The 20,313-nt window shown below is 58.0% G+C and carries 19 protein-coding genes and 2 pseudogenes; 11 read left to right on the forward strand and 10 right to left on the reverse strand.

Annotated elements, in window-relative coordinates; all coding sequences use genetic code 11:
* The coding region (locus K5E40_RS32910; protein WP_221734289.1) for a transposase at positions 1 to 385 on the forward strand (385 nt) is incomplete at its 5' end.
* Positions 386 to 412: 27 nt separating this feature from the next.
* Here the strand turns inward: K5E40_RS32910 and K5E40_RS35835 are convergent.
* Positions 413 to 970, reverse strand: a complete 558-nt coding sequence (locus tag K5E40_RS35835) for a LysR family transcriptional regulator (RefSeq protein WP_404940857.1) — start codon at positions 968 to 970, stop codon at positions 413 to 415.
* On the opposite strand from K5E40_RS35835, the gene K5E40_RS32920 reads away from it, so the two are divergent.
* Positions 906 to 1,343 carry a GFA family protein gene (locus tag K5E40_RS32920; RefSeq protein ID WP_080589257.1) on the forward strand — a complete coding sequence of 146 codons (438 nt, stop codon included), beginning with the start codon at positions 906 to 908 and terminating at the stop codon, positions 1,341 to 1,343. The genes K5E40_RS35835 and K5E40_RS32920 overlap by 65 nt on opposite strands.
* Positions 1,344 to 1,524: 181 nt before the next feature.
* Here K5E40_RS32920 and K5E40_RS32925 read toward each other — a convergent pair whose 3' ends face one another.
* The 3 genes from K5E40_RS32925 to K5E40_RS32935 are packed head-to-tail and all read right to left on the reverse strand — an operon-like array spanning position 1,525 to position 2,827.
* Positions 1,525 to 1,776, reverse strand: a complete 252-nt coding sequence (locus K5E40_RS32925; protein WP_016974506.1) for a MoaD/ThiS family protein — start codon at positions 1,774 to 1,776, stop codon at positions 1,525 to 1,527.
* The gene (locus K5E40_RS32930; RefSeq protein WP_016974507.1) at positions 1,773 to 1,916 is read right to left on the reverse strand and encodes a hypothetical protein; all 144 of its coding nucleotides are present in this window, start codon (positions 1,914 to 1,916) and stop codon (positions 1,773 to 1,775) included. Before K5E40_RS32930 ends, K5E40_RS32925 begins: the two co-directional genes overlap by 4 nt.
* Entirely contained in the window at positions 1,913 to 2,827 is a 915-nt protein-coding gene (locus K5E40_RS32935) for a LysR family transcriptional regulator (protein ID WP_016974508.1), read from the reverse strand. The genes K5E40_RS32930 and K5E40_RS32935 overlap by 4 nt, the downstream gene beginning before the upstream one ends.
* Positions 2,828 to 3,094: 267 nt before the next feature.
* Between K5E40_RS32935 and moaB the strand changes: the two genes are divergently transcribed.
* Positions 3,095 to 3,634, forward strand: coding sequence for a molybdenum cofactor biosynthesis protein B (gene moaB, locus K5E40_RS32940; RefSeq protein WP_016977657.1), 540 nt, complete (start codon positions 3,095 to 3,097; stop codon positions 3,632 to 3,634).
* A gap of 8 nt (positions 3,635 to 3,642) precedes the next feature.
* Entirely contained in the window at positions 3,643 to 4,827 is a 1,185-nt protein-coding gene (glp, locus tag K5E40_RS32945; RefSeq protein WP_016974644.1) for a gephyrin-like molybdotransferase Glp, read from the forward strand.
* An 85-nt stretch (positions 4,828 to 4,912) separates the two neighbouring features.
* Here glp and K5E40_RS32950 read toward each other — a convergent pair whose 3' ends face one another.
* Positions 4,913 to 6,289 (reverse strand): OprD family porin, encoded by a 1,377-nt coding sequence (locus tag K5E40_RS32950; RefSeq protein ID WP_016974643.1) that lies wholly within the window; start codon positions 6,287 to 6,289, stop codon positions 4,913 to 4,915.
* A gap of 89 nt (positions 6,290 to 6,378) precedes the next feature.
* Complete coding sequence (locus tag K5E40_RS32955) at positions 6,379 to 7,278, reverse strand: bestrophin family protein (protein WP_016974642.1); 900 nt, start codon at positions 7,276 to 7,278, stop codon at positions 6,379 to 6,381.
* Between the two features lie 275 nt (positions 7,279 to 7,553).
* Between K5E40_RS32955 and K5E40_RS32960 the strand changes: the two genes are divergently transcribed.
* The 6 genes and pseudogenes from K5E40_RS32960 (at position 7,554) to fdm (ending at position 15,850) form a co-directional block, all read left to right on the forward strand.
* Positions 7,554 to 9,878 (forward strand): FdhF/YdeP family oxidoreductase, encoded by a 2,325-nt coding sequence (locus K5E40_RS32960; RefSeq protein WP_016974641.1) that lies wholly within the window; start codon positions 7,554 to 7,556, stop codon positions 9,876 to 9,878.
* Positions 9,879 to 9,978: 100 nt separating this feature from the next.
* Entirely contained in the window at positions 9,979 to 11,370 is a 1,392-nt protein-coding gene (locus K5E40_RS32965) for a cytochrome ubiquinol oxidase subunit I (protein ID WP_016974640.1), read from the forward strand.
* A gap of 14 nt (positions 11,371 to 11,384) precedes the next feature.
* Entirely contained in the window at positions 11,385 to 12,401 is a 1,017-nt protein-coding gene (cydB, locus tag K5E40_RS32970; protein ID WP_016974639.1) for a cytochrome d ubiquinol oxidase subunit II, read from the forward strand.
* A 140-nt stretch (positions 12,402 to 12,541) separates the two neighbouring features.
* A pseudogene (locus K5E40_RS32975) lies at positions 12,542 to 12,865 on the forward strand (Dyp-type peroxidase domain-containing protein); the annotation flags it as partial.
* Between the two features lie 859 nt (positions 12,866 to 13,724).
* Entirely contained in the window at positions 13,725 to 14,150 is a 426-nt protein-coding gene (locus K5E40_RS35840; protein WP_404940858.1) for a DNA binding protein, read from the forward strand.
* A gap of 500 nt (positions 14,151 to 14,650) precedes the next feature.
* On the forward strand, positions 14,651 to 15,850 hold the full coding sequence (gene fdm, locus K5E40_RS32985; protein WP_016974636.1) for a formaldehyde dismutase: 1,200 nt from the start codon (positions 14,651 to 14,653) through the stop codon (positions 15,848 to 15,850).
* Positions 15,851 to 16,131: 281 nt separating this feature from the next.
* Here the strand turns inward: fdm and K5E40_RS32990 are convergent, their stop codons facing one another.
* The 4 genes from K5E40_RS32990 to K5E40_RS33005 form a co-directional block, all read right to left on the reverse strand.
* Positions 16,132 to 17,031 (reverse strand): bestrophin family protein, encoded by a 900-nt coding sequence (locus tag K5E40_RS32990; RefSeq protein ID WP_016974635.1) that lies wholly within the window; start codon positions 17,029 to 17,031, stop codon positions 16,132 to 16,134.
* 646 nt (positions 17,032 to 17,677) lie between these two features.
* Positions 17,678 to 18,622: a CDF family Co(II)/Ni(II) efflux transporter DmeF gene (gene dmeF, locus K5E40_RS32995; protein WP_016974632.1), complete on the reverse strand. Its 945-nt coding sequence runs from the start codon at positions 18,620 to 18,622 to the stop codon at positions 17,678 to 17,680.
* Positions 18,619 to 18,894 (reverse strand): metal/formaldehyde-sensitive transcriptional repressor, encoded by a 276-nt coding sequence (locus K5E40_RS33000; protein ID WP_016974633.1) that lies wholly within the window; start codon positions 18,892 to 18,894, stop codon positions 18,619 to 18,621. The genes dmeF and K5E40_RS33000 overlap by 4 nt, the downstream gene beginning before the upstream one ends.
* Positions 18,895 to 19,074: 180 nt before the next feature.
* Positions 19,075 to 19,329 carry a hypothetical protein gene (locus K5E40_RS33005; RefSeq protein ID WP_025999834.1) on the reverse strand — a complete coding sequence of 85 codons (255 nt, stop codon included), beginning with the start codon at positions 19,327 to 19,329 and terminating at the stop codon, positions 19,075 to 19,077.
* 779 nt (positions 19,330 to 20,108) lie between these two features.
* Between K5E40_RS33005 and K5E40_RS33010 the strand changes: the two are divergent.
* Positions 20,109 to 20,313: pseudogene (locus tag K5E40_RS33010) on the forward strand (hypothetical protein); the annotation flags it as partial.

Here is a 20,313-nt window from a genome sequence, read left to right on the forward strand (position 1 = left end):
CGACGTAACGGAGGTTGCAGAACTGCTGCATGGCGCAGAGAACGTCGTCTGTGCCGACGCGGGCTACACCGGCGTTGAGAAAAGGCCAGAGCATGAAGGGCTGCCAGTGATCTGGCAGATTGCTGCGCGACGCAGCACCTACACGCACTTGAGCAAACGCAGCGTGCTTTACAAAGCCAAGCGCAAGATCGAAAAGGCCAAGGCGCAAGTGCGTGCGAAGGTGGAGCACCCGCTCCGGGTGATCAAACGCCAGTTCGGCTATGTAAAGACTCGTTTTCGCGGCTTGGCCAAGAACACGGCGCAACTGACTACGCTGTCTGCCCTGTCGAATCTGTGGATGGTGCGCCGGCAATTATTGCCTGCTGCAGGAGAGGTGCGCCCGTGAGGGCAGATAACCAAGCCTTTGCCTTGGTTATCCAATAATCAGCGGCAGAAAATTGGACTTTTCGGCATCCCCAAGCCGTCCATCTCCGGCTGATGGGCAACTTGTTCGGAGTTTCCCTTGGCATGCTGGATTCAGCAGACGCGGCACGGGTGAATGCCTCGGCAGCCACGCCATAGACTCGGCATGGCCAGCCAGCTCTCTCGCAGTGTCGGTGGGCATCAACCCCTTTGGCGAGCGGACAAACAGGCTCACCCCGACGCTATGCTCTAATTCGTCTATACGGCGCCGAGCAGTGGCTTGCGCCACACCCAGTGCTCTTGACGCGGCGGAAAGGCTGCCGGTTCTAAGGACTGCTAGGAAAACGCGCTGGGTTTCCCAATGAAGCTGCGGTGTATTCATACATTTCCTATGAGCTGCTAGGTAAGTTTGATCAGTTTCAATCATACCTAGACTCACGCATGCTTTCCCCGACCCTACCTTTCCCATCACGCGCCCATACGCGCCCCACGAGATAAAGCTCATGATAATTTCGGGAAGCTGCCGCTGCGGAAACGTCACTTTTGAGAACGAATGCCCACCTGTCATGACTACCGCTTGCCATTGCGTCGGATGTCAAAAAATGTCCGCTAGCGCATTTTCTCTGACTGCACTATTTCCTGCGTCGGGCTTCGCAGTTACCCACGGCGAAACTGTCATCGGTGGTCTGCATGGACCGACTCGCCATTATTTCTGCGCACACTGTCTGACGTGGCTATTCACCCGCGCTGCTGGAGTTGAAGAGTTCGTCGGCGTGCGCAGTAGCCTGTTGGAGAACCCGCAGCACTACCTACCGTTCATGGAGACCTGGACGAGAGAGAAATTACCTTGGGTGACGACCGGGGCATCGGTCAGTTATGAAGCATTCCCGGAACCGCAGGATTATCCAGCACTGATGTCTCAATTTCGAGCCAGGCGTTAGTAGAGAGGCGGCCGGCTACTGTGACGATGCCGTGCATCCCTCAACCGATTGCCTATTTTTTGCCGATTGCTGCTACCTGCGCGGGTGAGGATGATATTAGACACGTTCATGAAGCCATTAGTGCATGGCGGACCCTGGGGGAGGTGTAGCGTTGGTTAACCGCTGGCTTGGCGGCCTAAGGCTAGCCTCCCGTTACCGGTGGAAAGAAAGCGATGTCGTCGCCATCGCACAATGGCGTGTCCAGTGAGCACAACTCCTGGTTGCGTGCACACATCAGGTTGGCCTGGCCAAGGGTTTCCATCCATGGGCCACCACGGTTGACTAGCCGTCCGCGCAGGTCGCGCAGACTGGCCATCGAGGGCTCCCATTGCAGCGTCTCGCCCTCGCTGCCGAGCAGTTCACGATAGCGGGCGAAGTAGTTTACTCGGATCATGGCGCGACCTCGGCTTGGTACTGGCCAGAGCGACTGTCTGACTTGCGCAGCACGCGCAGCCAGTCGACCTGTGGGGGCAGTTGCTGGCCGCGGTTGGCCAGACTGGTCAAGGGAATGGATGATTCGGGTGTGTCGATCACGTGAGCTCCAGAGGCGTGGGCTGCAGTTGCGGGTAGAGCAACAGCCGGGCTTCGTCGAAGCATTGCTGGGCCAGGGCCGAGTGCGGTTCGCTGCGGCGCAGCAGCAGGCCGACCGGGGCGTGGATGCTGGCATCGGAGATCGGCAGGATATGGATGTGCTCGCTCAGGCCTTCCAGGCCGTGGTCCAGCGGCATGATTGCGCAGCACAAGCCAGCGCAGACGCCTTGCACCAGCTGATAGGTGGAGTCACTGTCAAGGATCGACTTCGGATGCAGACCACGGCTGCGGAAGCTCAGGTCGATCGACTGGCGGTAATGCATGCCCTGGGACAGCAATCCTAGAGGCAAATCGGCGATGGCTTCCCAGGTTAGGCTCGGGCCGTCGAAAGCGAACTGCCGAGTGTCGTACAACAGGCCCATGCGCGTGGCGCCGAGCTCGATCACGTCGAAGTGATTGCGATTGATCTGGTCGAGGTAGCAGATGCCAAGGTCCAGCTGGTTGCGGATCAGGCCGTCGGTCACCTGTTCTGAACTCAGCGACGAGAGCTGTACCTGAAGTTGCGGGTAGCGGTTGATCAGCGGCTTGAGCAGGTCCATCAGGTTGAAGCCGGACAGCGGCACCATACCGATGCGTAGGCTGCCGACAATGCGCCCACGGCAGTTGGCAGCCTCGGCCTGCAGGCCGTCGTAGGCGGCCAGCAGTGTCCGGGTCCAGCCGAGTATCCTCTCGCCAGCCTGGGTGAAGCCCTCGAAACGCTGGCCGCGGTTGACCAGCATCAGACCCAGTTCATCTTCCAGGTTGCGCAGGCGCATGGACAAGGTCGGCTGGGTAATGTGGCACAAGGCAGCGGCCTGACCGAAATGTCGGGTCTGGTCCAGGGCAATCAGGAACTTGAGCTGTTTGATATCCATGGGGCGCCTTGCTGATTGGGTTTGAAAAATACGAAATCATCGAGGCGTGGCACTTGTGCAGGTGATCGCTGCCAGGCCTTCAAGGCATCGAAAAGTAAAATGAAGTTTAAATATCGTCCAATGGGAAATAGCGAAGAATTGATAGAGCGTACTGATGAGGCAGTGTGATAGAGGTCGCTTATTATGTATTGGGTATTATCGATTGGACACGTTATCTACGGCGTTCTAGTTTCTCGGGCGTATTGTCGAATTATCAGAGTGCAGAAGATGAGTGCCAAACCCGATGCCGTGTTCGTTCCGCTGAATATTGCTGTGCTGACGGTCAGCGATACCCGTACGTTTGAGACCGATACATCCGGTGAACTACTGGCCAGTCGAGCGGTGGGCATGGGGCATCGTCTGGTGGCCAGGGAGCTGCTCAGAGACGATCTGTACAAGGTCCGCGCCCAGGTCGCTGGCTGGATTGCCGATGAGGGGGTGCAGGTTGTGTTGATCACTGGTGGCACTGGCTTTACCGGACGCGACAGCACGCCGGAGGCGGTCAGTTGCCTGCTGGACAAGCACATTGATGGCTTCGGCGAGTTGTTCCGCGCCCTATCGATCCTTGATATCGGCACCTCCACGGTACAAAGCCGTGCCCTTGCAGGCTTGTCTAACGGCACCCTGGTGTGCTGCCTGCCGGGTTCCACCGGTGCCTGCCGCACTGCCTGGGAGGGCATTCTGGTCGAGCAACTGGACGCCCGGCATCGCCCGTGTAACTTCGTACCTCACCTGACGGTGGCCAACCTGTGCGGGACACGTTCGTGAGCGCTTTGATGGCGGTCGACGAAGCCTTGCGCCAGCTTTTGGCGACGGCCAGGGGGACGCCGTTTACAGCGTGTGAACTGGTCTCGCTGCGCCAGGCCGACGGGCGCGTGCTGGCCGAGGATCTGCGCGCAGCTATCGACCTGCCGCCTTGGGCCAACAGCGCCATGGATGGCTACGCGATGCGACTTGACGATCTGGCGACCCAGCCGTTGTCGGTGTCGCAGACCGTGTTCGCCGGCCAGGCCCCTGGCCCGCTACAAGCGGGCAGCTGTGCGCGCGTGTTTACCGGAGCGCCCATTCCGGCGGGAGCCGACTGTGTGCAGTTGCAGGAGAACTGCAGGCTCGATGAGCAGGGGCGAGTGAGCTCGCTGACTACATTGCGGCTTGGCGACAATATCCGGCCGCAGGGTAACGAGATTCGTGCCGGCGCCCCATTGCTGGCTGCTGGCACTGTACTTAACCCGATTGCCTTGGGGGTGCTGGCCTCGCAAGGCATCAGCCGGGTGTCAGTGGTGAGCCGACCCAAGGTGGCATTATTATCCAGTGGTGATGAGCTGGCAGGAGAGGGCGCGATCCTCGGTCCGGGGCAAATCTTCGACAGCAACCGCGTGGTGCTGGCTTCGCTGCTCGACCGCCTGGGGTGCGAGGTAATCGATCTGGGACGTGTGCCTGATGATCCTGCGCTGCTGCGTGCGGCCCTAACCCAGGTCGCAGGTATCGAGCTGATCATCAGCAGCGCTGGGGTGTCGGTGGGCGATGCCGACTGCATCGGTGCGCTGTTGCGTGAGGCCGGCGAGGTGAAGTTGTGGAAGCTGGCGATTAAGCCGGGCAAGCCCTTTACCTTTGGGCATGTCGGCACCATACCGCTGCTGGGGTTGCCGGGCAACCCAGGGTCGGCCCTGGTCACGTTCCTGCTGTTGGCGCGGCCCTATTTGCTGGCGCGCATGGGGGTAGCACGATTAGAGCCTATGCGTGTGCCGGTGGTGGCAGGATTCTCTTGGTCCAAGGCAGGCAAGCGTCAGGAGTATCTGCGGGTGAGACTCGACGGCGGTAGGGCGCGCTTGCTGGAAAACCAGAGTTCGGCGACCTTGCTCAGTGCGGTTCAGGCCGACGGATTGCTGGAGGTGCCAGCGGGCGAGACATTCGAGGCGGGGGATGTGCTCGATTTCCTCTCATTTGATGGCGTGTTCTAGCTGGGATGATCGATGGAATTGCCGGGGCCGCGTAGCGCCCCCCGGCAATCTGGCGCCGAGCAGAACGGCACCTAACCTTCACAGATCAAAGCAACGGCAACGTATAGCTGACAATCAGGCGATTTTCATCTTGATCCCGTTGCGCCGCATACCCGGACACCGTACCTGCAGGTAACCCACTGCGCAGGGTGGCATTCTTCCAGGCCAGCCCGAGTCCTTTGAACGGCCCGGAAGGCGTGACATAGCTGAGCGCGATATCCCGCTCCCATTCGCTGCGGTCAGCGTGGGCCGTATCGATCGAATCCCCCTTCAGATATAACACGCTGAAGTTGAGCCCCGGTACACCAGCCGCCGCGAAGTCGTAGGTATACCGTGCCAGCCAGGTCCGCTCCCCGGCCCGGTTGAACTTGAGCAACTGCGCATCGGTGACCAGGTAGGTGCTGGTGCCCTCGCCATCGCCACGGTTCAGATAAGGAAAGTCGCTGTCACCGGTCAGCACCTGATACCCCGCCCCCAGGCTGTGCCCGCTCAGGCTGTAGGTGAACATGCCACTGTACACCTGGTTGTCCACCTCGCCCTTGGTCACGTTGCCACCGTAGTAGCCGCTGCTCAGGTAGTTGTCTTGGCGCCCGGCAGCACTGGCGTTCTTGCCGTCGCTGTCGCTGAGGAACACCCGCAGGTCGGTCTTCAGGTTGCCCGGTCCCAGCGGCAGGTTGTGCACCAGGCCGAAAAAGTGTTGTTTGTAGAAGTCGTCCAGCTCGCCGTAGTAGTACTGCAGCACCAATTGCTTGCTGGCCTTATAGTCGGCACCGGCGAAGTAGAGGTGGTTGCTGTCGCGGCTCTTGGCGGTGCTGCCATTGGCCCCGGCGATGCTCAGGGCGCGCAGGTCGGTGGAGTTGCGCCCGCGGGTGTGCTCCAGCTGGCCGGCGGTCAGGGTCAAGTTGGCGAAGTCGTTGGACGTCAGCTGGGCGCCTTCATAGGTCAGCGGCAGCAGGCGGGCATCGTTGGACACCACCACCGGCAGCTTCGGCTGCAGGGTGCCGTAGCGCAGCTCGCTGCGGGCGATGCGCATCTTCGCGGTCAGCCCGAGGCTGCTGAACTCATCCACCGCCGAACCATCGTGCTCCAGCGGGAAGATCGTGCCGGGTTGGCGTTCGACGTTGGCCTTGCCGGCCCTGCCGCCACCATCCAGGCGCACGCCCAGAAGGCCTAGGGCGTCGACGCCGAAGCCGACTGTGCCCTGGGTGTAGCCCGAGGTGTAGTTGAGCATGAAGCCCTGGCCCCATTCGTTCTGCTTGCTCGGCGCGGCGCTGCCGTTGCGGTTGTCGGTGTCGATGTAGAAGTTGCGCAGGGTCAGGCTGGCTTTGCTGTCTTCGATGAAACCGGCGGCGTGGCTGCACAAGGGCGTGAGGCCCGCCAGGGTGGCCAGGGACACGGCCACGGAGAGGGTGGTGCGTTGCATGGGTGCTGCTCCATTGTTGTGATGGGTTGACGCGCACGCGGACGCCGCCGTCCAGCGGTGCTGGCCGGGGCGGGCAGGGTGTTAGGGGTTCAGCTGAGGATGTGGTCCACCGGCTGCAGCGCCGGCGGCAGCTCGGTGTAGCCCAGAGCGCTGAGCGCGTCGCGCTCCACGGTGCGCACAATGGCATCCAGAGGCAGGTCGTTCTCGTCGCGGCCGAACGGGTCTTCCAGTTCGTCGCTGATGGCGTCCAGACCAAAGAAGGTGTAGCTGACGATGGCGGTGAACAGCGGCGCCAGCCAGCCAAGAGGCTCGGCCATGGCGAATGGCAGCAGCACGCAGAACAGGTAAATGGTGCGGTGCAGTAGCAGGGTGTACGGGAAGGGCAGTGGCGTGGCCTTGATCCGCTCGCAGGCCGCCTGCGCCTCGGACAGACCCTTCAGGCGCTGTTCCAAGGTCATGTAGCGCCATTCGCTGATTTGCTGATACTGGGCCAAACGCGAGATGCGTGCGCCGAGCGATTGCAGGATGCCGTCGCTGAGGTTGTGCGGCGGCAGGCTGGCGGCATCGCCGACCCAGGGCGTGGCAGCCTTGAGCTCGTCGTCGCCGCGCAGCCGTGCGCCGAGGGCATGGGTGTAGCCGCACAGTCCGCGCAGCAGCAGGGCGCGCTGCTCCGGATCGGCGATCACGCAGCTTGCACGGATGAACGACCGCACCTCGATGACCACCTGGCCCCAGGCCTTACGGCCCTCCCACCAGCGGTCGTAGCAGGCGTTGTTGCGAAAGCTCATGAAGATCGACAGCGAGATGCCCAGCAGGGTGAAGGGCGTGGCATTGACCTTGGCGTAGAATGCCGGGTGCAGGGTCTCCACCAGCACGATCAGCGAGGCCAGCGCGCTGACCATCAGGGTGCGCCGGGCGATGCGCCGGGCAATCGAACCCTTGAGGGTGATCAGCACGTTCAGCAGGTTGGGTTTGGCGTGGACGATCATGGCAATACCTGCGGGTTCATCAGGCGAAGTTGGAGCGCGGCAGCAGACTAGAAAGTGCAGGTAGCATCGTCCAATCATATTTAATGACCACTTGATCGGTAATCTCTATCACGACCGGGTGATAGAGATTACCGATGAAGTCTTAATTACTTTCAATTTGACGCTAGTTCATCGTGAAAATAGCCTGCACGGGTCAGCAGTGTCGAAGTTGATTATTTGAACTCAATGAAACTTCGAATTTGTTAATTAGCCTGCCGCGACCAAGGGTGATCCTGATGAGCGACGAAGAACATATTAGAAGTTACAACGGACCGGCCGCCGGCTGGGGCGCGCTGATGGGCGTGACCAAGGCCTGGCTGGGCAGCGAGAACGCCGTCAAGAACGTCCGTGCGATGCTCAAGACCAACCAGAACAACGGTTTCGACTGTCCAGGCTGCGCCTGGGGCGAATCGCCCGAGAACGGCATGGTCAAGTTCTGCGAGAACGGCGCCAAGGCAGTCAACTGGGAAGCCACCGGCCGTTCGGTCGACCCCGACTTCTTCGCCAAGTACAGCGTCAGCGCCTTGCTCGAACAAAGCGACTACTGGCTCGAATACCAGGGCCGCCTGACCCACCCGATGCGCTACGACGCCAGCACCGACCATTACGTCGAGATCAGCTGGGACGAGGCCTTCGCCCTGATCGCCAAGCACCTGAACAAGCTCGAGTCGCCCGACCAGGCCGACTTCTACACCTCGGGCCGGGCCAGCAACGAAGCGGCGTTCCTCTACCAGCTGTTCGTGCGCACCTACGGCACCAATAACTTCCCCGACTGCTCGAACATGTGCCACGAGGCCAGCGGCCTGGGCATGTCCAGCACCGTCGGAGTGGGCAAGGGCACCGTGGTGTTCCACGACCTGGAGCTGGCCGACGCGATCTTCGTCATCGGCCAGAACCCCGGCACCAACCATCCGCGCATGCTCGAACCGCTGCGCGAGGCAGTGGAGCGCGGCGCCCAGGTGGTGTGCTTCAACCCGCTCAAGGAGCGTGGTCTGGAGCGCTTCCAGCACCCGCAACACCCGTTCGAAATGCTCAGCAACGGCTCCGAACCGACCAACACCGCGTACTTCCGCCCGGCCCTTGGCGGCGACATGGCGGCCATCCGTGGCATGGCCAAGTTCCTCCTGCAGTGGGAGCGCGAGGCCCAGGCCAACGGCATGCCACCGGTGTTCGATCACGCCTTCATCAAGGCCCACACCACTGGCATGGACGACTACCTGGCACAGGTGGACGCCACCTCCTGGGAGCACATCGTCGAGCAGTCGGGCCTGAGCAAGGCCGAGATCGAGCTGGCCGCGCGCATGTACCGCAAGGCCGAGCGGGTGATCATGTGCTGGGCCATGGGCGTCACCCAGCATCGCCACTCGGTGCCGACCGTGCAGGAGATCGTCAACCTGCAGCTGCTGCGCGGTAACGTCGGCCGCCCGGGCGCCGGCCTGTCGCCGGTGCGCGGCCACAGCAACGTGCAGGGCGACCGCAGCATGGGCATCGACGAGAAGCCGCCGACCTGGCTGCTGGACAATATCCAGCGTCGCTTCGGCATCGAAGTGCCGCGTGGCCATGGGCACAACGCCGTGCTGGCGATCCAGGCCATGGAAGAGCACCGCACCAAGGTGTTCATCGCCCTGGGCGGCAACTTCGCCCAGGCTACCCCGGACACCCCGCGCACCCACGCGGCGCTGCGCAACTGCGACCTGACCGTGCACATCTCGACCAAGCTCAACCGCTCGCACCTGGTCACCGGCCGCGATGCGCTGATCCTGCCGTGCCTGGGCCGAACCGAGATCGACATCCAGGCCGAAGGGCCGCAGGGCGTCACCGTGGAAGACACCTTCAGCATGGTGCACATCTCCCATGGCCAGCTCAAACCGCGCTCGCCGCTGCTCCGCTCGGAGCCGTCGATCATCGCCGGCATGGCCAAGGCTACGCTGGGCGACCGGCCGATCGACTGGGACTGGGTGGTGGCCGACTATGCACGCATCCGCGACCTGATCGCCGATACCATTCCCGGGTTCACCGATTTCAACGCGCGCCTGGAGCACCCGGGCGGCTTCTACCTGGGCAACGCCGCCGCCGAGCGTGAGTGGAACACGGCCAGCGGCAAGGCCCAGTTCACCGCCAGCCAGCTGCCGGCGCAACTGGTCAACGAGACGGTGATGGCCCGTGGCGAGACGCCCGACCTGATTCTGCAGACCCTGCGCTCGCACGACCAGTACAACACCACCCTGTACGGGCTGGACGATCGCTACCGCGGCGTGTTCGGTCTGCGCGAAGTGGTCTTTGCCAACGCCGCTGACATCCAGCGCCTGGGCTTCGCCCCCGGTGACAAGGTGGACATGGTGTCGCTGTGGGAGGACGGTCTGGAGCGTCGGGTCAGCGGCTTCACCCTGGTGGCCTACGACATCCCTGCCGGCCAGGCGGCCGCCTACTACCCGGAGACCAACCCGTTGGTACCGCTGGAAAGCTATGGCGACCAGACCTTCACGCCGACCTCGAAGTTCGTCGCCGTTCGCCTGGAGCACGCGCAAGCGGATGCCTTGATTCACGCCGTCAGCGCATAACTCTCGACCGTTCAAATCAATCGACGGCAGGCCCCTCGGGCATGCGGCGCAGCACTGGCCGCCGCCTGGGAGGCACCTGCCTGTCCACAAGGATATCGTCATGTCGAATCTGAGTGCACTGGACCTGGCAAGGCTGCAATTCGCCTTCACGGTCTCGTTCCACATCATTTTCCCGGCCATCACCATCGGCCTGGCCAGCTTCCTGGCCGTGCTCGAAGGCTGCTGGCTGAAAACCGGCCATTCGGTCTACAAGGACCTCTACAAATTCTGGTCGAAGATCTTCGCCGTCAATTTCGGCATGGGCGTGGTCTCGGGCCTGGTCATGGCCTACGAGTTCGGCACCAACTGGGCGCGCTTCTCCGACTTCGCCGGCAGCGTGACCGGGCCGTTGCTCACCTACGAGGTGCTTACCGCGTTCTTCCTCGAAGCGGGCTTCCTTGGGGTGATGCTGTTCGGCTGGGGCAGGGTGGGGCGCAAGCTGCACTTCTTCGCCACGGTGATGGTGGCCATCGGTACGCTGATCTCGATGTTCTGGATTCTCTCCTCGAACAGCTGGATGCAGACCCCGCAAGGCATCGAGATCGTCGATGGCCGGGTGATGCCGCTGGACTGGTTCAAGATCATCTTCAACCCGTCGTTCCCGTACCGCCTGGCGCACATGGCGCTGGCCGCCTTCCTCTCCACCGCGTTCTTCGTTTCGGCCTCCGCGGCCTGGCACCTGCTGCGCGGGCGCAATACGCCGCAGATCCGCAAGATGCTGTCGATGGGCATGTGGATGATCCTGGTGGCAACGCCGGTGCAGGTGGTGGTCGGTGACGCCCACGGACTGAACACCCTGGAGCACCAGCCGGCGAAGATCGCCGCCATCGAGGGCCACTGGGAGAACAAACCGGGCGAAGCCACGCCGCTGGTGCTGTTCGGCCTGCCGGACATGGCCGCCGAAACCACCCGCTACAGCTTCGAAGTGCCGTACCTGGGCAGCCTGATCCTGACCCACAGCCTGGACAAGCAGATCCCGGCGCTGAAGAGCTTCGCCAAGGAAGACCGTCCCAACTCGACGATCATCTTCTGGAGCTTCCGGGTCATGGCCGGCCTGGGCATGCTGATGCTGGCCTGCGCGCTGCTGGCCCTGGTGCTGCGTCGCAACGGCGCGCTGTACCGCAACCGTGCCTTCCTCTGGTTCGCCTTGCTGATGGGCCCGTCGGGGCTGATCGCCCTGCTGGCCGGCTGGTTCACCACCGAAGTGGGCCGTCAGCCCTGGGTGGTGTACGGCATGCTGCGCACCACCGAAGCGGCCTCCAACCACAGCGCCGTGCAGATGAGCATCACCCTGGCGGCCTTCGTGGTCATCTACTTCTCGGTGTTCACCGTGGGGATCGGCTACATGATGCGCCTGGTGCGCAAAGGCCCGACCGCGCACGAGGAACTGCCGAGCCCCGACCAACCGGAATCGCTGGCCACCGCGCGTCGCCCGCTGTCCGTCGCCGACTGAGAAGGAACAGGCACATGGCAATTCAAGGTATCGACCTTTCGGTCATCTGGGGCGTGATCATCGCCTTCGGGCTGATGATGTACGTGATCATGGACGGCTTCGACCTGGGGCTGGGGATTCTCTTCCCGCTGATCAGCGATTCGAGCGATCGCGACGTGATGATGAACACCGTGGCACCGGTGTGGGACGGCAACGAGACCTGGGCGGTGCTCGGCGCAGCGGCGTTGTACGGCGCCTTCCCGCTGGCCTACTCGGTGATCCTCGAGGCCCTGTACCTGCCGCTGGTGCTGGTGCTGGCCGGCCTGATCTTCCGCGGCGTGGCCTTCGAGTTCCGTTTCAAGGCCCACCCGAACAAGCGTCACTTGTGGGACAAGGCGTTCATAGGCGGCTCGGTGCTGGCGACCTTCTTCCAGGGCGTGGCCATTGGCACCTACATCAGCGGCATCGCCGTGGTGGACCGCCAGTTCGCCGGCACTGGCTGGGACTGGGTGGCGCCGTTCCCGCTGTTCTGCGGCGTCGGCCTGCTGCTGACCTACGCGCTGCTGGGCAGCACCTGGCTGCTGATCAAGACCGACGGCATGCTCGAGTCGCGCATGCGCCACTACAGCCGCCCGCTGACCTACCTGCTGGCGCTGGTGATCGTGGTGATCTGCGCCTGGACTGCCTGGCTGCATGACGACATCGCCCAGCGCTGGTTCGGTGCCAGTCACTGGCTACGCTCGGTGCTGATCGCGGTGCTGGCAGTGCTGGCTGTGGTGGTGATCCAGAAGACCCTGCGCATGCGTCACTCGCACATGCCGTTCATTGCTGTGGTGGGGCTGGTGTTCCTGGGTTACCTGGGGCTGGCGATCAGCATTTGGCCGAACATCGTGCCACCGAGTATCACCCTGTGGCAGGCTGCCGCGCCGTTGACCAGCCAGCTGTTCGCTTTAATTGGCGCGCTGTTCATCATCCCGATAATTCTGGGCTACACCTTCTGGAGCTACCACGTATTCCGCGGCAAGGTGCAGGCGGGGGATGCCTATCACTAGGAGTCGAGCGGTGAAGAACGCAGGTGCAGGGACAAATACCTGCATCTGCGTGCCTAATTGCGATGCTTCTGTTGTTCGGCCCTCATTGATGGCCTGGCCATATTCCGAACTTTTAAAACTGTATCAAGGATAGCGTTTCTATGGATCATCATGAAATTGAACCCCAGGCGGTAGACGGTGCGGTTACCCGCAGCGCAATCTTCCTGGTGGCAACGCTCAATCCTGGCAATGACAGCCGCGACCGAGTACATGACCTGTGCGCCGATCTTGGCGGGCTAGTTCGCTCGGTCGGCAAACGGGTGCCGCGCGGTAACCTGTCTTGTGTCATCGGCTTCGGCGCGGCGGTCTGGGACAGTCTGTTCGGTACCCCGCGACCGGCTGGCCTGCATGCTTTCCGTGAGTTCGGCAGTGGCGAGCGCAAGGCCGTCGCCACGCCGGGTGACCAAATTGTTTGCTGTCGATCCTAACAAGCTCAGGCTCAAAAGTGCTTTGGCCAGCTTCCAAACAGATTCAAGAATGGAGTCGCCATATCAAATGGCTGAATTTTGGGTGGCAACCGTTCTAGAAGCCTACCAACTCAGCGCAGCACCAGGAATCGAACATTTTTGGGCTCAGCTTAGCCCCGATCAGCAAGGGCGAAGGCTAATTTTTACTCCGTATTGCAAGGCGCTTTTAGCACGTCGAGACTCCTTTACTGTCAAAAAGATCCTCGCCCGCTACAAGGAAATCAATCACGCGACAATGGCCGAGCTTGGGATTGATGATTTGATATCCGCGCTAGCTGAGATCGAGAAGGATGCTCCATCGACAAAGGACTTCATGCTGCTCATGATCGAGAGTGGCCAACGGTCTGTCGCGCAGCTGCGGCAACATTACAACCAGATCATTGCGAAAGACTTTGAAGGCTACGTGGAGGTGGTCAAGCCAGACCTGGCCCCTCATGAATATCTCAGAGACACCATGCTCGCCGTCGCAGGCGAACTCGTCCTTCGCAAACGTAACCTTCAAGTTGGGTTCAAGGATACCGAAGGGAATGTGAGTTTTGACGGCATGACCCTGGAGGATTGGATCAACGATTGGTTCGTATCACTGTTCGATCAGCGAATGTCGCATGCTAAACTCTCCTTGCGAGATCAAAAGCGCGGCGGGCATTCGGCTTCTGGTAAAGGTCCAGGAGAGATTGACGGCTTCATCACTTCAAGTGACAGCAGGCGAGTGGGGATTTTCGAAGCGTTCCGCCTCTTCTCTGTAGACACTACGACAATTGGAGACCACCTCAACAAAATTGCGGGGTATGACGGTGAGTCTCTCAGCCCTGTGGTGATGGTCGGTTATTGCGATGTTAAGAACTTTGCAAACCTCGTGAAAGGCTATAATTCCTACGTTTCAAATCAGGCATATACTGGTTATACAATCAGTGACGGAGCTCCTAGTGCATTGAGAGTGCTCCATGATGTAGATCATATTTGGCTAGCGAGCGAGACCCGGCGCAGAGGAGGTAAAGACATAGTCTTCTACCATCTTTTGATCAATCTGCACTTCTCTCCGACAGTTGAAATCCCAGAAAGCGGAAAGCAAGGGGCGTCAGTACCTCCGGTTAAAAGGGCTCGCCGCGCGCGTACTACTCAGATCTACAAAAACCCTCACAACGGTGAAATGGTTGAAACCAAGAGCGGCAACCATAAAATCCTCAAGGCTTGGAAAGGTGAGTATGGTGGCGATGTGGTTAAGTCTTGGCTAGTTCAATAAGCTACCAGATTAACGCGACAGCCACTCCAATGGAGTGGCTTGTTTTGCGATCTGGTGGTGAACGCTCGATGAACAGACCTTTCATAATCCCCTAAAGGCAATTGTGTTCGTTTACTTTCTAGCAGGCGCTATCACTCCTGTCGTCAATATCAAGCGCCAGCGAAGCCATCCTAATCTTGAGATCAGCAGGATTATGGGTGATGTGGATGTAATTGGTTGATGTTTTTTGCGGTCTCCTATATGGATTTTATAGGTTAAACAGTTGATTTGGTCGGCTCTTTTGGGGAAAGATTATTTCGATCTTTGTTAATGCCTCCTATATGTTTTCGTCTAAAATGTTTAATTGTTTTTTGCGAAGATTAGATAGCCCAAAGGAATTTTTTCAAAAAACAGCCTTGACAGGGCTTTGTTCCCGTCTATCATTTAAGTTCCGTGGTGCGAAAAGTAAAGGAAGACTGAGCACTTAAAGCTAGTTAACGTTAGCTGAAGGGGTGTTTGCGATGGCCGGTAATAAAAGCGTCGTCTATCATGGGACCCGTGATCTTCGGGTTGAAACAGTTCCTTATCCCAAGCTTGAGCACAATAATCGAAAGCTTGAACATGCGGTGATTTTAAAGGTTGTATCAACAAATATTTGTGGTTCAGATCAACACATTTATCGTGGGCGCTTTATCGTTCCTAAAGGTCACGTGCTCGGGCACGAAATTACTGGGGAAGTGGTAGAAAAGGGCTCGGATGTCGAATTAATGGACATCGGCGATTTAGTGTCTGTGCCTTTTAATGTTGCGTGCGGGCGGTGCCGCAACTGTAAAGAGGCGCGATCTGACGTTTGTGAAAATAACCTGGTCAACCCAGATGCGGATTTAGGTGCCTTTGGCTTTGACTTGAAAGGGTGGTCTGGTGGTCAAGCTGAGTATGTTCTTGTTCCTTATGCTGACTATATGCTGCTCAAGTTTGGTGATAAAGAACAGGCGATGGAAAAAATAAAAGACCTGACGCTTATCTCAGATATTCTACCGACAGGTTTTCACGGTTGCGTTTCTGCTGGAGTGAAGCCAGGTAGCCATGTTTACATTGCAGGTGCAGGTCCAGTAGGACGTTGTGCGGCGGCGGGGGCGCGACTGTTAGGAGCGGCATGTGTGATCGTGGGCGACCAGAATCCTGAGCGCCTGAAGCTGCTATCTGATGCCGGTTTTGAAACGATCGACTTACGTAACTCTGCACCGCTGCGCGATCAGATTGATCAGATACTAGGTAAGCCGGAAGTCGACTGTGGTGTAGATGCGGTTGGTTTTGAAGCACATGGCCTTGGTGACGAAGCTAATACTGAGACGCCTAACGGTGCCCTAAATAGCCTCTTTGATGTAGTCCGAGCAGGTGGCGCAATCGGAATTCCGGGTATTTATGTAGGGAGCGACCCTGATCCTGTTAATAAAGATGCAGGGAGCGGACGCTTGCATCTTGACTTCGGCAAGATGTGGACAAAATCCATACGGATTATGACTGGAATGGCACCAGTGACAAACTACAATCGCCATCTGACCGAAGCAATACTTTGGGATCAAATGCCTTATTTGTCCAAGGTGATGAATATTGAAGTGATTACACTTGATCAAGCACCGGATGGGTATGCGAAATTCGATAAGGGGTCTCCCGCTAAGTTTGTTATCGATCCGCATGGCATGTTGAAGAATAAATGAGCTAGCATTTGAGGTGTTTCGCGAATGGCGATGCTCTGGCAGTATTGTTAACGGGCTAAAATGAGTGTTTTGTAGTGAGTGAAAGCCTGCCCCACTAAATTTGTGGGGCAGGCCGTAAGATCCAGGTGCTCGCACCGTTCAGTCATTCATACTACCCATAGAACTGCCGCTCCCTAATTACTGGGAGAGGCAAGGCTCTTGACAAGCAGGGCCTTTATAAGGCTCGTGAAGTTAATTCGTTGTTCACTGGCTTCCGGTAATTTCTGGTTGTTTGTCAATGGTTAGCTGAGTATGCAGTTTATTGGCTGTCGCAGAGGGGGAAGATTTTTGCAGTCCAGCGCACCTAGTATGTCCCGCTCGATGACTCGAACCATTGCATCTGTAGGAAGGTCATTTTCTTCTCGTCCAAAAGGATCTTCAAGTTCGTTACTAATGGTGTCTAGTCCCAAGAAGGTGTAACTTACGATAGCGGTGAACACGGGGGCCATCCATCCAAGGGGCTCTGCCATCGCGAAAGGCAACAAGATGCAAAATAGATAAATGGTCCGATGGAGCAGTAGGGAGTAAGGGAACGGAATTGGGGTGGTTTTGATACGTTCGCAAATGCCCTGTACTTGTGTAAGCGCATTCAGTCGTTCTACTAGTACCAAGTATCGTACATCGCTAATCATTTTATCGGTGGCCAAGCGAGAGCACGTGGCTCCGATATGTTGCAAAATGTGATCGCTGACATTGTGACTAGAAGTTAGTGTATCGCTAGAAAGCCATGAGCTAGCTGCTTGAGCCTCATGCTCATTGCGAAGTTTGGCATTTAGAGCATGTGCGAACCCACAGAGACTGCGCAGTATGTCTTCTCTAAGAGATTGGTCAGATATGGCTGCACTCTCGCGTATAAATGAGCGTATCTCAATGATCATCATACCCCATGCTTTGCGTCCTTCCCACCAACGATCATAGCAGGCATTATTGCGGAAGTTCATGAAAATAGAAAGGGATAGGCCAAGTAGGGTGAATGGTGTTGCGCTAACATGTAAAAAATATTCAGGATGACGACTCTCGATCAAAACTATCAAGGACGCCAAGATGGCAATCATCAGGCATCGTGTCGCGATGCGTCTAACAATGGATCCTTTGAGTGTAAAAAAAAGGCCTAATACACCAGGGGTAGGTTGGACAATCATGATTTTTCCTTTTCAGTGGCTGGAATTTCTCAATGCACGATAGCTGTCGCTTGACGTCCAAAGTGCATAGGCGTGTGTTAGGTTTTCAGTTGTGGTGTGATGGGGCATCGCGTTTGTTTGGATCCCCAAAAAGCTTGAATAGCTCCTGGCTGTGACACATTCAGGTTTTTCCAAGTAAAGCATACGATTGTGCAGTGTTCGTCGCACCTAGTCATTGAAAAAATTGTTCGTAAAGAGTGAGGCAGCTCAAAGGGGAGCGAGTGGCTATCGTTTTTATTCGCGTGGCCCCTGGAAAAACGCATTGCGTAGGTCTAGCTGGCTAGGCGAGGGTGCTCTCTGATGAGGGCGCGGAACTGCTGATGTTTGTTTTAAGCTGAGCTAGAGCGTGTTGGCGAGCGCACCATCAATCGGTTTTCTCTATCATTGAGACGTTAAACTCGCCGTGACTTTTTGCCTATCGGGGGGGGGGAGGAGCCGAACGCTATCAAAAAACCATTGGAGGGGCCGCAACTGACGCAAAGATCGCTTTTCAACCGAAAGAGTGGAATAAAGGGGGGATCGATCTACGAAGTCATTGAGGAGTTAGCTGGGAGTGAGGCAGTGAAGCATGGGGTGTACGCCGCAATTGCGACCTGCACCCCATTCATTAGGCTTGGTGGATCTCCACCGTCAGATGCCGTATTTCATGAACCGGTAGCAACCGTTCACGAATAGTTGCAACATTGGTTACTCCACCAACGACGCTGACGATAACCGCGTAAGCGTCGGGTCCTACGCGCCAAACATGCAGGTCGCAGATCTGGACATCACCCGGTTGTTCAAGGAAGTCGCGGATTTCCTGCACTATGTGGTCATCGGTTTTGTCCAGGAGGACGCCGGAAGTCACTTTCATTAGATTCCATGACCAACGCCCAATAACCATAGCCCCCACAATACCCATCACAGGGTCGAACCAGCCCCACCCAAGGTATTTGCCCGCCAACAATGCCACGATTGCCAGCACCGAGGTCAGGGCATCGGCAAGGACGTGTACATAGGCCGACCGCAGATTGTTATCCCCGCTGCTGTGCCCAGGAGCGTGATCGTGAGGATGGTTATGTCCGTGATCATGGTCGTGCCCGTGCCCGTGCCCCAACAGCAGTGCGCTTACGATGTTCACCAGCAAGCCAATTACCGCGATGCCGATAGCCATGCCGAACTGGACATCATTGGGTTGAAACAGACGGACGACTGACTCGGCACCGACTGCCAGGGCAACCAGGCCCAAGATGAGCGCCGAAGCAAATCCACCAAGGTCACCGACTTTGCCGGTTCCGAAGCTGAACTGGGCGTTATTGGCGTGGCGTTTTGCGTAAGCATACGCGGCTGCCGCTATACCGAGCGCACCAGCGTGCGTGGCCATATGGAAACCATCAGCAAGCAGCGCCATCGATCCAGTGATGTAGCCAGCGGCAATCTCACCCACCATCATCACAACGGTCAGTAAGACCACCCCAAGCGTGCGCTTGGCATTCTCTTCATGAGAGGCACCGAGAAAAACATGATCGTGGGGTAATGTTGAGGTGCTCATTGGTTGGATGTCCGAGATCATTTCGAATACCGCTGAATCGCTTCTAGGAGTTCTTCCATTCCCTTGCTGCGCTCTTCATCAGTAAGGGAAGGGGCTGCCACATGAGCCCAGGCATGGTCCTTGATTATCTCGTCCAGGAGTCCGTTCATCGCGCCTCGGGCCGAAGCCACGAGAAAAAGTGTTGCTGCGCAGTCCGCCTCATCCACCAGTGCTTTTTCGATTGCTTGAACCTGCCCGGCAATACGTTTGACGCGTTTGAGCAGCGCCCCTTTCTCGGCTGCAAGATGGCTCATCGTATACCCCCCTACCTATATAAGTGGCGCAGAGAATGGCATACCCCACCCCCCTATTCAAGGGGCTACATTCTGAAGGCAAGAGCTTGAGACGAATGGCTTAGTTTATGAGGCTTTCAGCCGTCATCCGGAGGAAGTGAAGATAGAGCCGTCCTTGGCTTTGGCCGCCCGCGAGCACTTCTAGATTAATCTCGCGCCTTTCGCCGGTTTGAGGGAAAGGCTGACTTCGTTTTTCAACGTCTCGTTGCGACTCTTCAGCGACAGCATCTTGCTGCGTATTTCCTTGAGCTGGCCAATCATAGTGGTCACGGTGCGACGCTGCGTGTCGCCCGCGTTACCGCAGGCCTTGGCCTGTTCCGGACTGAGGGCAGTGTTTTCGGGACTTTTGGGACATTGAGCATCTGGCGCAGCCATCCAGGACATACCGATGATCATCACGATCTTCAGCAGAACCGCAGGTACCAGTCATTTCAGCAAGCCATAGCTCTAATGAACGACGGCCTTCAGTGCTGGAAGTAGTAGAACGTGCTTCAGGTCGCCTCCGCAGGTGATGAGGTGGACGAAGGAGGTGTCCTCGGGCATGCCGTGCGGTTCTGTTACTTGTGCAGGAAGGTAGCGCGTACAGCGTGATTAGATGGCGCGGGTCCAACCCGGCCTTGGCCGGTCCGCAGTAGACGATCTTCACCGCCGTCACCTAATAATCATCCAGCCGCCAAGCCGCTAGTCCCTTGATGAACACGTGATGGGTCGACAGGAGTTTGCTTAGTCCAGAGAACTTACCCTGCGGCATACTCCGGGCAAGCGCACCACCGTGCGCAGTGGCACATAGTTTCGGCTCGGTGACGGCGTCTGGGCAACGATCCTGATTGGCCCCAGCGACTAGCTAGTAATCGCGCTGGAAGAAATTCGATAGTGAAACAACGGTTTGGTCGATATCGAACCGGAGGCGCTTTCCACGAATCCATGTTCGGATAGTCCCTAGGTTCGAGCTTTTGCTCCTGGATAGCATGAGAAAGACCGGCAGCTTGTAAACGGTGAGGGGCGGGATTCGATACTGCGAGAGGATTAGGCAAAAAGGCGGCACTTACCATGTAACGCTTCCTCATACGAAAAATTAATCTAACCCCATGCAGCAAGGAGGTCCTTCTGCGGGGTCAGCAGCGCACATCGTAGCTGCGGCACCCACAACTCACATAGTCTCTGGAGTTGCCGCCATGAAATCCATCAAATCAGTAGTTATCAGCGTCGCTATCGTGGCATTCAGTGCGAACACCTTTGCGGCGTACAGCCAAAAAGAACAGACTCTGATTGGCCAGTCGCGTAGTGGCGTTGTGAGCGCTCCCATTTCGGAAAACGGTTCCGATCGCACCCCAGGTTCCCAGCGTGTAGCTGAAGGTGGTTCCGATCGCACCCCAGGTT

The organism is Pseudomonas baetica, assembly GCF_019733355.1.
In the GTDB taxonomy this organism is placed as follows: domain Bacteria; phylum Pseudomonadota; class Gammaproteobacteria; order Pseudomonadales; family Pseudomonadaceae; genus Aquipseudomonas; species Aquipseudomonas baetica_A.